This window comes from Actinomyces dentalis DSM 19115 (assembly GCF_000429225.1).
Classification (GTDB): domain Bacteria; phylum Actinomycetota; class Actinomycetes; order Actinomycetales; family Actinomycetaceae; genus Actinomyces; species Actinomyces dentalis.
On sequence record NZ_AUBL01000003.1, the window covers coordinates 1 to 12,402 of the forward strand.

The 12,402-nt window shown below is 66.9% G+C and carries 5 protein-coding genes; 4 read left to right on the forward strand and 1 reads right to left on the reverse strand.

Features of this window, described 5'->3' with window-relative positions:
• Positions 1-1,627 precede the first annotated feature (1,627 nt).
• On the forward strand, positions 1,628-2,293 hold the full coding sequence (locus G446_RS19700; RefSeq protein WP_156916471.1) for a hypothetical protein: 666 nt from the start codon (positions 1,628-1,630) through the stop codon (positions 2,291-2,293).
• A 695-nt stretch (positions 2,294-2,988) separates the two neighbouring features.
• Positions 2,989-3,855 carry an undecaprenyl-diphosphate phosphatase gene (locus tag G446_RS0101535; RefSeq protein WP_026408804.1) on the forward strand — a complete coding sequence of 289 codons (867 nt, stop codon included), beginning with the start codon at positions 2,989-2,991 and terminating at the stop codon, positions 3,853-3,855.
• A gap of 201 nt (positions 3,856-4,056) precedes the next feature.
• On the opposite strand, the gene G446_RS0101540 is transcribed toward G446_RS0101535, so the two are convergent.
• A complete protein-coding gene (locus G446_RS0101540) occupies positions 4,057-5,679 on the reverse strand; it encodes an OmpA family protein (RefSeq protein ID WP_026408805.1) in 1,623 nt (540 codons plus the stop codon).
• Between the two features lie 383 nt (positions 5,680-6,062).
• Between G446_RS0101540 and fxsT the strand changes: the two genes are divergently transcribed.
• Together fxsT and G446_RS18555 are read left to right on the forward strand one after the other, a co-directional pair.
• Positions 6,063-9,560, forward strand: a complete 3,498-nt coding sequence (fxsT, locus tag G446_RS15285; protein WP_051285540.1) for an FxSxx-COOH system tetratricopeptide repeat protein — start codon at positions 6,063-6,065, stop codon at positions 9,558-9,560.
• A 141-nt stretch (positions 9,561-9,701) separates the two neighbouring features.
• The gene (locus tag G446_RS18555) at positions 9,702-12,332 is read left to right on the forward strand and encodes a tetratricopeptide repeat protein (RefSeq protein ID WP_051285541.1); all 2,631 of its coding nucleotides are present in this window, start codon (positions 9,702-9,704) and stop codon (positions 12,330-12,332) included.
• Positions 12,333-12,402: the final 70 nt, after the last annotated feature.

The following is a 12,402-nucleotide window of genomic DNA, read 5'->3' on the forward strand; positions in this document are numbered from 1 at the left end:
GCCCGCCACCATCCACCTCAGCAGGAGCACCGCCTGGGCCCGGCAGGTGGCCGCCCTCTGCCACGGACGCGCGTCGTGCGCCCTGCGGTGGGCGGCCAACCACAGGCAGATGGTGTGGGCGATGGACTCGGGAACATCCAAAGTGGCAGGATAGGACAGCACGCGGGGACCCCCTGGTAGCGAATCCAGTGGTCAGAACACACTATCCCGGGCGGCCCCCGCGCGCACCACCCCCGCCCCCGCCCAATCCCCCCCGCGCCACTGCGCCGATCCCGGCCAGTCCAGGGGCCCTCCTGGTGAGAAAGGCTCAATATTCAGTCCGCTAAGGCGCACCTGGCGGAGATCCCACCAGGAACCGCGGCTCTTTTCCTCGCTCCTGTACCCGAGCGCCCTGAACTCGTAGCCCACCTCATCATCGACCACACTGGAAGCTCAACCTGTTCCGTTGCTGAGCTCCCCGACGAGACGGTCCGCGCGATTGCCGCGCTGCACGAGGGCAATCACTATCTGACGCATCAGGAGCTCAGCAGGTTCTCGCGAATCATCCCTTCGGAGATCCTAAGACTTCCTCCCGGCACGCCGATCCTTCTGGTCCCGCTCGAAGAACTGTGGCCGATCCCGTGGCCAGCGATTCCTCTCCAGGGCACCGCTGAAGAGCCCCTCGGACAACGGCACCCGCTAAAACTCTGCCCCTCGCTGTCTGTTGCAACCGCGGTGAGGAGAAGAAGCTTCCCCGCCGAACGCCGCGTACGAGCGTGGATTGGCCCTGACGTTCTTTCAAAAGAATCCTGGCCCTTCAAAGACTCGGACTGGTGCCACTCGTCGACGGAGATCCTCGAAGCACTGACCAATGGAACTCCGAACCAGGATGCCGTGGTTGTTGCTCACGGGGTTCCTGCAGAAGGAATTACACACGCACTGGTCCTCGATGAAGGAAAATTCCTCACTCCCTTCGAGGCGATGATCGGCACACCACCGGGCAGGGTCGGACTGCTGACGTGCTGGAGTGCTCACACACCCATCGGCTCGTCCGGAGACCCGCTTAACGTTGCAACGGTCATGCTCGCACGAGGAGCTAATAGCGTATTAGCGACTTCTGCCGAACTCGCCGATGATTCTCTGAGCGGGATCTTCGCAGGCAATGTGATTCATGACGTCTCTGAAAGTGATTGGGGTCGCTCTCTTCAGAGGGCCATCACCCGGTTCTCACGCACGGAGCCGTTCCAGGAGGACCTTTCGAGATGGGCCCCTCTGCGCGTTCTGGGCGCGTGGTGACGATTGAGAGCAAGCCGTGTTCGACCAGGATCTGACTAATCTGGCCTTCCAGTTCCAGAGAGAAGGATTGATCTCTGCCGAGATCAGTGGAAGACCTCCGCGCCTCTTAGCCCGAGGGAAGTGCCCTCGGTGCGGACAAACCTTTGACATCAACATGCCCATGTCTATCGTCGCGGTGGGGCATTTAGGACTAGGACTCGGCAAGAGAAGGAGATTATTGGAATCGGCTCCCAGTACCTCCAGATATATTACACAATCCGTGATCTGCAACGCAAGGCTCGAGGTGGAAGGGACAACCACTGAATGCGGCGCCTGCTTCAAGTTGTACGCAAAACGCCCCGAAGGATAACCCATGAACGATCAGACGGCCCCGAATGACCCTCACTCCGACCTGCCCGCCATTCCGCCTCGAGCACCCACAGAAGAAGAGCGCGCAGCCCTTTCGGAGTGGAAACTACTGATAGAGACAGCGACGCAAGAGGTTTCCGAATCGGCGACCAAATGGCGAGAAGGACTACTGGCTCTGGTGACCACAGCATCGTCAGGGCTGCTAGTAATTCGAAGCACCGAGTTGTCAACCCTCCAGGGCGTCATGTTCTGGATAGTATTGATAGCATGGTCAACGGCATCAGTCGCAGGCATGATCGGGGTCTGGTACTCGCTCTCCGCCAGTGCGGGCACGCCGATAGAGATTGACTACAGCACGTTTGCGAGAGACTATGGCTCGGTCGAGGGGTTCCGCATAGAGCAGAGCCTTCACATTGCAAGAACACTGCGAACAGCCCGTCTCGCAGTCATACTCAGCCTCACTCTCACCCTGATCGGAGCATTCTCGCTCCACCTGTCACACAATGTCGTAGAACCAAGACTCTTGATCGAAACCACGACGGGGAGCTTTTGCGGATCGGTGGAATCGGCGGACCACGGTGAGATCCATCTTCTGATCGACGGCGAGCGCGATGCGCGCGTGTTCCCCTTCTCCGACGTTTCCAACCTCAGCGTTCACAGTTCCTGCTGAATCCGCGGTCACTACTCGCAGAGCACAGGGCTGCAAGGAAAGGAGAGGGAGCGCACGGACCTCCTCGTCTCCGCACCCGCCCATCCCCGTCACCACCTTGATCCGGGCCCATCCCGGGATCTTTCTGGTGAGAAGGACGCATTCTCCCCTCGGTGGGAGTGCGCACTGGAATGAGAGGCTCCTCCAGGGCTCAGGAGAGGAAGCTTTTCTTAGTCCAGAAAGTCCCTCTCGCTCCGGCGCAGGATCTCATCGAGCCGGGTGACGCGGCATCGGCAAGGTCCCCGCGCGCGACCGCGTTCCTCTTTGACGGCCGACGGGTCGAACACCCCGTCGTTGCCCCCGCGTCGATGCCGACGGGTACGTCAACGTGCATACCCTCCCCCAGCTCCCACCCGGAGCGCGGACCCGTGCGGGGTCTCCGGGCGAGCACGACGACGTGACGTCTCACACCTGATGTCCCCGCGCTGAGCGCCGCCGTCGTCGAGACCCCAGCGGTCGGACGTCACCTCGTCCAACGGGGCCTCCACGTGCTCGACGGCGCGCCCGAGTCCGAGGGCACCGCTGGCATCCGCCCTCGGCTCCTGGTCCGCGGGACGCCGTGAGGCAGGTTCCACACGGACACTCAGCGCGCGTCCAGGGCGGCAGCGGGTAGCCTCACGATCGCCATCGCCGCACGCACCCCTGGGAGACGCCCCATGAACTGGCTGCACGCCGTCATCCTCGGCATCGTTGAGGGCATCACCGAGTTCCTGCCCGTCTCCTCCACGGGTCACCTCAACATCGTTGAGAAGCTCCTCGGCTACCAGATCGACGACAAGGGCATGACCGCCTTCACCGCCATCATCCAGATCGGGGCGATCCTGGCCGCCGTCGTCTACTTCTGGAGCGACATCGTGCGCATCGTCGTCGCCTGGTTCAAGGGCCTGGCGAGCAAGGACGCGCGCAAGGACCCCGACTACACCCTGGGCTGGGGCATCATCCTGGGCTCCATCCCGGTGGCCGCCGTCGGCCTGCTGCTCAAGAGCTTCATCGAGGTCACCGCCCGCTCCATGTGGGTCATCGCCGGCGCCCTCATCATCTGGAGCGCCGTCATGTGGTTCGCGGACGAGCACTCCGACGGCCCGGTCGGCGCCACCCACGCCTCCACCGGCAAGGGCATGAGCGAGGTCAAGGTCAAGGACGCCCTCATCATCGGCTCCTTCCAGGCCCTCGCGCCCGTGCTGCCGGGCATCTCCCGCTCCGGGGCGACCATCTCCGCGGGGCTGTTCCTGCGCTTCGACCGGGTGACCGCCACCCGCCTGTCCTTCTTCATGGGCATCCCCGCGCTCATCGCCGCGGGCCTGCTCGAGGCGGTCACGGCGGCGGAGGACATCAGCTCCCCGCAGATCGGGTGGACCGCCACGATCATCGCGACCGTGGTCTCCGGCGTGGTCGCCTACGCGACGATCGCCTGGCTGCTGAAGTTCGTCTCCTCCAACAAGTTCACCGACTTCCTCCTGTACCGGGTGGCCCTGGGCGTGATCATCATCGTGCTGGTGGCCACGGGCACTATCGCGGCCTGAGCGGCCCCGCCCCGCCTCCCCGTTGGGATGCGGGGCGGCGGCGCGGGCGGCGGGACTGGTCACCGCTGCCGCCCGCCGCCCCGCCCGCCCTCGCGGTGACGCAGAGAGGGACCGACGAGGGCCAGCGCGACGGCCGGCGGGACGGGCGACCTGCCGTTTCCGCCGGTTTCGCGTGTCTTCTCCGCCGGTTTCAGCGGCGAATCAGCCCTCGACGGGCACGTCCGTCAGGCGCCAGGGGACCGGGGTGTACTTCGAGTCGGCGGGGCGGTCCACGATCACCGTCTTCTCCCCCGTGTCCGGCCACGCCATGCAGATGCGGGCGCTCCGCCCGTCCTCGGACAGGGAGATCAGGTTGAGATCGGCCAGGGGCCGGTGCGAATCGGCGCCGACGGGCAGGTAGTCGACGGGGAAGACGTAGTTCCCGCCGGAGATCAGCGTGACTCCGCTGGCGGCGACGATCGAGCTGACGCCGCCGAGCTCGCCGCGGGCGTTGTTCAGCCCGAACCCGGCCGAGTCCCTGAAGTAGGTGGACAGGAACTTCAACTTCTGATCGTTCCCCGACACGACGAACTCGCCGAAGAGCAGCCCGCCGCGCCGCGTCACCTTGTCCAGGACGATGGTGACCCCCGGGTCGTCGGCGCCGCTCGAGACGGAGACGCCGTCGGGCCCCTTCGCGCTGGGCCCGGCCGCCTGCGGCGCGTCGCCCCCGCCGGGGGTCTGCGGGGCGTCCGGCTTGGTGCCGCCGGTGGGCGTGATGACGATCTCGACGCGGCGGTTGGCGGCGCGGGCCGCGTCGTCGGTGCCCTGCGCGCGGGGTTCGGTCTCGCCCTTGCCGGTCGTCTGAACCGTCCACGCCGACAGGGGCGTGAGCTGCCCCAGGCGGTCCGACACCGCCTGCGCCCGCTTCTCCGACAGCGTCTGGTTGTAGGCGTCGTCGGCCACGTCATCGGTGTGACCGGTGACGGTCAGGGCCCCGCCGTCGGGGTACGAGGCGATGGTGTCCGACACCCCCTTGAGGATCCCCTCGGCGTCGGCCGACAGGTCCGCCGAGTCCGACTCGAAGGACACGTCGTTGGACACCGTCACCTTCACCGAGTCATCCGTGGTCAGCTCGCTGGTGGACCGGTCGACGGCCTCGACGTAGCGCTCCAGGGCGAGCGGCGCCGCCCGGTTCTGATCGGGCTCCGCCTCCTTGAGGACCGCCTGCGCATCGAGGTCCGGGACGGCGCCGGCGTCCACGACCGGCACCTCGAAGAAGCCCGTGTCGCTGAGCATGACCGTCACGCTCGTCACCTCGGGTCCCACCCCGCCGAAGGTAGGGTGGTAGTCGGCCGACCCGCCAGCCTTCACGCCGGGCAGGCCCGCGACGGCGCCCCGCGTCGTCACCCAGACGCGGCCGGCGCCGGGATCGACCATTCTCAGGGGCCGAGTGGCCGTCAGGTCATGCACAACGGTGCCGACCCACCGGTCGCCGACGCCCAGCTCGCCGTCCTGGATCGGGTCGTCGGACGGACGGTCGACGTGGAGGCACAGGATCGAGGAGGATTCGTCCACGCGCACGAGCGGGCCGATCCTCACGTCGAGGGTGTGGCCGCCCAGGACGTTCTCGAGGCGGGTGTCGACCGCCGTCGGGGCGGTCGACGGCGAGGCCGCGCCGGGCGTCGAGGATCCATCCGCCGAGGGCGCGCCCGCCGTCGGCACCGGCACACTGTCGTTGCAGGCGGCCGCGGCGCCGATGGCGAGGGTCAGGAGCGGCAGGGTCAGGGCATGACGGCGGGTCAGGACGCGGCGGCGGGGCGGGAGGGGACGATTGGCGGAAGGCACGAGACACCTCTTCGTATGGCCGATGGAGTACGGAGCACGCGGCCGGCCGGTTTCACGGGCCGGCCGGCGGCACTCGCCACCGTAGACGCCCGCCCGCCGCCCGCCCATGGGGAGAAGCGCCCGGTCCCCTCCCCGTCCGTCCCCGTGGACAACCTGTTCGGAGCGTCCTCGGCCGGCGAGCGGGATGGGGGCTTGACACCTCGCCGGCGCCCACCGGGCCGCCGGTCGCTCCGAGGATGCCACGGCCCTGTTCGATCCACCGCCCGACTCCGGCGCCGCAGATGCGGATCGGCCCGACGAGTGACACAGCAGTGCGGATGTCTCCAACAACAGAACACCCCCGCTCCGCGCATGCCAGCGGCTCGATCCCGTAGACTGCCGGCATGGTCGCCCTCTCCCTGATCCCGCTCGGCACGCGCCTGGCCGAGTTCGTACTGCAAGCCCCGGTCGTGATGGCCGTCCCGTCCGCCGACGCCCTCGGCGAGGAGGTCGCCTCCCGTCTGGAGGCCGGGGTCACGGATGCCCGACGCCGATGCGAGGAGCAGGGCGTTGACGCCGTCCTGCTGCGCGGTGCGGCGACCGAGGTCGAGATCCTCCTCGCGGAAGTGGTCGCCGATGACGACGCCGTCGGAGCCCTCGCCCGGGAGCCCGGTCACTTCGAGGAGACCCTTCGCGAGCGGGCCCGGGATCGCCGCCGGGACGTGGAGGCGGCGGTCGAACCCTTCTTCGACGCGCTCGTGGGGGCCGTCTGCGGGGAGTTCGCGCGACTGGTACCGGAATCCGCGTGTCCTCGGCGCGGGGACCCCACCCGCCCGCGCATCCGGTTCGGCAGCCGTCCCGCGGAAGATCCCGGGTTCGTCGTCAGGCGGGAGCAGGCGAGGCTGTTCGACGCCGTCTTCTCCGAGGCCGCGCCGCGCACGGTGCTCACGGGAGCGGCCGGCAGCGGGAAGTCGCAGCTCGCGACCGCCGTCGCGGCCCGCTGCGAGGCGGAGGGCTGGCCGCTCGTCGCCTGGATCAGCGCGGAGTCCCGCGGGGCCCTCGTCTCGGGGTTGTCCGGCCTCGGCCGAAGGCTCGGCGTCGACGGCGGGCGGCAGCACTCCCCCGAGGATTCCGCGCGGCGGTGCCTTGAGGCGCTGGCGTCAGCGGAACGGGCGGACCGGCTCATCGTCCTGGACGATTTCGACAGTCCCGACGACCTGACCGACCTCATCCCTCGTGGGGAGGGGCTGCGAGTCCTGGCCGCGACGAGACGAACGGATTGGGATCAGGACCGCTTGGCGCATATTCGCGTGGGGGGCTTCGAGCGAGAGCAGTCGATCGGAATGCTGCTCGACCGCACGAATCAGACCGACCGCGAGGCGGCGGACGCCATCGCCGAGACTCTCGGCGACCTGCCGCTGGCAGTTTCGCAGGCCGCGGCAACTATCAAGCGCGGCCGGTACGGTCTCGAGGATTATCTCGAGCAACTCGAGAAAGGCTCCTCGAGGCCACGGCGCCACCGTCCGGAGGGGGATTGTTCCGAAGCGATTGGTACAGCTCTGCGGCTGGACTTCCAGAGTGCGTTCGAATGGATCGGGAGTCGGAGCCCGCGCCAGGCCATGATCACCCGTTACAATCTCGGCATTCTCGCCCTGCTCGCCGCCTCGGGAATACCCAGACGCTGGATGGAGGGCGCGGACGAGGGGTCCTCCGACGCCCGTGAGGCGCTGAACGCGCTCATCGAGTCCTCGGTCTGCAGACTGTCGGAGGACGGCACCAGGGTGATGCTGCCCCGGCTTCAGGTCCAGGTCATCCACGAGGACTGGGAGAACGATCCGGTGCAGCGGGAGCGGACCGAGAGGGAGGCGGTCGGTCTGCTGAATGTGGCGGATTTCTTCTACATACAGAAATCGCAGGGGGAGGTCCGGCTCCGGGAGGTCCTCGACCTTGTGGACCAGTTGCGGGCGACGGCCGAGCAGAACTACTCGAAGAACCTGTTCGCTAATCCCCGAATCGGAGACGCCATCACGGCCGTTCTCCAGTGCACGGCGGAACTCGGGATTCCCCAGGCGTCCCTGCTCCTGTCCGGCGCCGTGGAACGTCTCAGCGATTCCCTGGGATCCGATCATCCCGAGGTCGTTCTGCGCGCGCGCACCAGTCTCGCCTACGCCTACAGGGATACGGAAAGGCTCGATGAGGCCATCGACCTGTACGAACGGGCCCTCGCCGACAGCGCCCGCGATCTGGGGCCGGATCACCCCCGCACCCTCGCCGTCCGCGACGCTCTTGCGGGTGTTTACCGGGAGACGGGCGAACTCGATCGGGCCATCCCCCTGTATGAACGCAGTCTCGCCGATCGACTCCGCATCCTGGGCGCCGATAATCTCGATACTCTGCGCTCGCGCAACAATCTCGCCTACGTATATCAGACTGCGGGAAGACTCGATCAAGCCATTGATCTGTTCACGCAGAATCTGGCGGAGCACGAGCGCCTCCTGGGCCCCGATCACGCCCTCACCCTCAGTGCCCTCAGGAATCTCGCCAACGCCTGCCAGGAGGCGGGCAGGATCGACGAGGCCACACCCCTGTTCGAGCGGGTCCTCACTGACAGCATCCGCATTCTGGGGCCCGATGATCCCGGCACCTTCATCTCCCGCAACAATCTCGCGGGAGCCTATCAGGGGTCGGGAAGGATCAACAAGGCGATTCCCCTGTTCCAGCAGAACCTCACCGACAGTGCTCGGGCCCTGGGTCCCGATCATCACGACACGGTCGTTTTCCGCAACAATCTTGCGAACGCCTACGCGATCGCGGGGAAGCTCGACCGGGCCATCCCACTGTTCGAGCAGATCCTCAACGATCACGAACGATCCCTGGGGCCGGACCATCCCCACACCCTCGCCTCCCGGGGGAATCTCGCAGATGCTTATCGGGAGGCGGGCCGACTGGAATCCGCCATTGACCTGTTCACGAAGAACCTGGCATATCACGAGCAGATCCTCGGCCCCGAGAATCCAAATACTCTCTCATCGCGCAACAACCTCGCGGGTTCATATAAGGACGCGGGCAGGCTGGAGAAGTCCATCGAGCTGTTCGAGCGGGTCCTGACGGACCGCGAACGCATTCTCGGACCCGATCACCCCGACACCCTCGCTTCCCGGAGCAATCTCGCGGGCGCCTACCAGGAGGCGGGGAGGATTGATGAGGCAATTCCCCTGTTCGAGCGGGTCCTGACGGACTGCGAGTGCTCATTGGGGACCGCGGATCCTCACACTCTCGCCGCGCGAAACAATCTCGCGGGCGCGTACTTGAAGTCGGGTAAGCTGGATCAGGCCCTCCTCCTGTTCGAGCAGGTTCTGACGGACCGCGAACAGGCTCTGGGCACCATGCATCCTCTCACCATTATCTCGCGCGGCAATCTCGCGGGCGCCTACGGGGACGCGGGCGAGCTCGCCCTGGCCGCCGATATGTTCGAGCAGACCCTGGTTGACAGTCAGCGCGTTCTGGGACCCAACCACCCGCACACCCTCACCTCGCGCAATAACCTCGCCAGCACCTGTCTCGCGATGGGGAGGTTCGACCGGGCCATCGACCTGTTCGAGCAGAATCTCGCCGAGAGCCAGATACTCCTGGGACCCGACCACCCGCACGCCATAGCCTCCCGGGGAAATCTCGCCGCGGCTCATCGCGATGCGGGCAGGCTCGACGAGGCCATCGACCTGTACGAGCGGACCCTGGCCGACTGCGAACGGGTCCTCGGCCCCAAGCACCCCCAGACCGAGCTCTTCAGGAATAGGCTCGCCGCCGCCTACTGGGCCGCCGAGCGCTCCGAGGACGCCAGGGCCCTGCTGGGCCCTCTGCCCGATATCGATGGCACAGGTGCGGACCGGACCGGCGACTGAACGGGGCGCGGGCCGGACCGGCGACCGAGCGGGCGCGGGCCGAGCTTACGGCCGGTACGAATGCAGGCATCGGTGCTCCGGCCTGACGGCGGGGCGCCGTCGTCCTTCCTTCACCGGCGGGTCGACTTGTAGACTCCCGGCATGACCACCTTCTCCCTGGTCCCGCTCGGCACTCGTCTGGCCGCGCTCCTGCTGCGCGCCTCGGTCATGACAACCACCCCGCTCCCGCCGTCGGACGATGCGACGGCCGCCCCGCCCGCCGACAGCGCGGCTGCGCCAGTCGAGGAGGTCCACGTCGACTGGCGCGACATCGCTGCTCTCAGGAAGCGGGGCGATGAGGCGGCCGAGGTCCTCGGCGGGCGGATCGCCTTCCATCTGGAGGCCGGGGTCGCAGATGTTCGGCGCCGGTGCGAGGAGCGGGGCGTCGACGCCGGTCTGCTGCGGGGCGCGGTGACCGAGGCCGAGCTCCTCCTGGGCGAGTTCGCGGCTGACGACGCCGTCGTCCTGACCATTGCGCGCGAGCCCGACCGCGTCGAGCAGGTCGTCCGCAGGCGCGCCCAGAAGCACCGCCAGAACACGGGAGCAGGGGCCGAGCCCTTCTTCGACGCCCTCGTGCGGGCCATCATCGGGGAGATCACCCGTCTGGCGGGAGTCGGAGGCTCCCGACAAGAGGCCGCCGACGGCGTTGCACCGGCCTTCCAGAGCGTGCTCGAACAGATCAGGAGTCGGAGCCCGCGTCAGGCGGTGATCGCGCGCTGCCAGCTCGAAACTCTCGCCCTGCTCGCCGCCTCCGGTGTCCCCGCGCGCTGGCTGGAGTTCGCAGATGAGGGATCCGACGACGCCCGCGAGGCCCTGAACGCACTTATCGAGTCCTCGGTCTGCCGACTCTCCAAGGACAGCTCGACAGTCGGACTGCACCCGCTTCAAGGGCTGATGATTCGGGAGTCCTGGGAGGCCGAACCAGCGCATCGGGAGCGGATCGAGAAAGAGGCGGTCGGGCTCCTGGATATGGTGAACACGGTATTCATTCGGGAATCACAGGGGGAGAATCGACGACGAGAGGTACTCGATCTCGCAGACCAGTTGCGAGAGATTGCCGATCAGGACTACTCAAGAAGCCTGTTCGCCGACCCGCGCACCGGAAAGATCCTCGCAGCCGGTTTGCTGTACGTCATGGAACTCGAGGGAATCGAGTCCGCTATATCCCTGTCCAACGCGGTGGATAATCTTGTCCGCTCCCTGGGCCCCGACAATTCCTATACCCTGATTTCGCGCAATAACCTCGCGTGCGCCTACCGGGATGCGGGCAGGCTCGACGAGGCCATCGACCTGTTCGAGCAGGTTCTCGCCGGCCGACTCCGGGTCTTGGATCCTGATCACCTCGACATCCTGGCCTCTCGGAACAATCTCGCCGCCGCCTACGAGTTGGCGGAGAGACTCGACGACGCCATTCCCCTGTTCGAGCAGAACCTCACTGACTGCGAACGCATTCTGGGATCCGATCATCTCGACACCCTGGCCTCTCGGAACAATCTCGCGGGCGTCTACAAGTCCGCGGGCAGGCTCGACGAGGCCATCGACCTGTATGAGCGGACTCTGGCCGACCAGTCGCGCATCCTGGGACCCGACCACCCCGACACCCTCTCCTCCCGGGGAAATCTCGCCGCCGCCTACGAGTCCGCGGGCAGGCTCGACGAGGCCATCGACCTGCTTGAACAGAACCTGAGCGACCGGCTGCGCATCCTGGGACCCGACCACCCCGACACCCTGACCGCCCGCAATAACCTCGCCTCCGCCTACAAATCCGCGGGCGGGCTCGACAAGGCCATCAACCTGCTCGAGCAGAATCTGACGGACCATGAACGGATCCTCGGGCCCGACCACCCCCGCACCCTCATCTCTCGCAATAACCTGGCAGGATCTTACCGGGATGCGGGCAGGCTCGACGAGGCCATCGACCTGTACGAGCGGAACCTCGACGACGGTCTGCGCATCCTCGGCCCCGACCACTCCTATATCTTCAGTTCCCGAAACAATCTCGCCGGCGCCTACGAGTCCGCGGGCAGGCTCGACAAGGCCGTCCCACTGTTCGAGCGGACTCTGGCCGACCGTGAGCGCGTCCTGGGGCCCGACCATCCCGACACCTTGACCGCCCGCAACAACCTCGCTGGCGCCTACCACGCCGCGGGCAGGCTCGACAAGGCCATCGACCTGCTCGAACAGAGCCTCACTGACCGGGCTCGTGTCCTTGGCCCCGACCATCCCGACGTCCTGGGGGCCCGCAACAACCTCGCCTCCGCCTACAAATCCGCGGGCAGGCTCGACGAGGCCATCGACCTGTACGAGCAGAACCTCAAAGACTGCAGGCGCATTCTGAGTCCCGACCACCCCGACGTCTTCCTATTCCGCGATAATCTTGCGGACGCCCGCAGGAAGGCGGGAGAACTGGACCGGGCCATCGACCTGTACGAGCGGAACCTCGACGACCGCCTGCGCGTCCTGGGGCCCGACCATCCCGACACTCTGGCCTCGCGCAACAACCTCGCCCTCGCCTACGAGTCAGCGGGCAGGCTCGACGAGGCCATTGACTTGTACGAACAGAACCTGACCGACTGCGAACGCCTCCTGAGCCCCAATCACCCCTACATCGAGATCTTCAGGGACAACCTCGCAGACGCTTATCGCGCCGTCGGACGCGATGAGGACGCCAAGGTCCTGCTGGGTCCTCTGCCCGATATCGATGGCACGGGTGCGGACCAGACCGGCGACTGAACGGGGCGCGGGCCGGGCCTGCGACTGAGCGGACGCGTCCAGACTCCGGCGACTGAACGGGCCGGGCCGG

Bases quoted from the DNA above. Each gene is read 5' to 3' on its own strand.
- G446_RS19700 (WP_156916471.1), top strand. From the start codon at position 1,628: ATGAACGATCAGACGGCCCCGAATGACCCTCACTCCGACCTGCCCGCC.
- G446_RS0101535 (WP_026408804.1), top strand. From the start codon at position 2,989: ATGAACTGGCTGCACGCCGTCATCCTCGGCATCGTTGAGGGCATCACC.
- G446_RS18555 (WP_051285541.1), top strand. From the start codon at position 9,702: ATGACCACCTTCTCCCTGGTCCCGCTCGGCACTCGTCTGGCCGCGCTC.
- fxsT (WP_051285540.1), top strand. From the start codon at position 6,063: ATGGTCGCCCTCTCCCTGATCCCGCTCGGCACGCGCCTGGCCGAGTTC.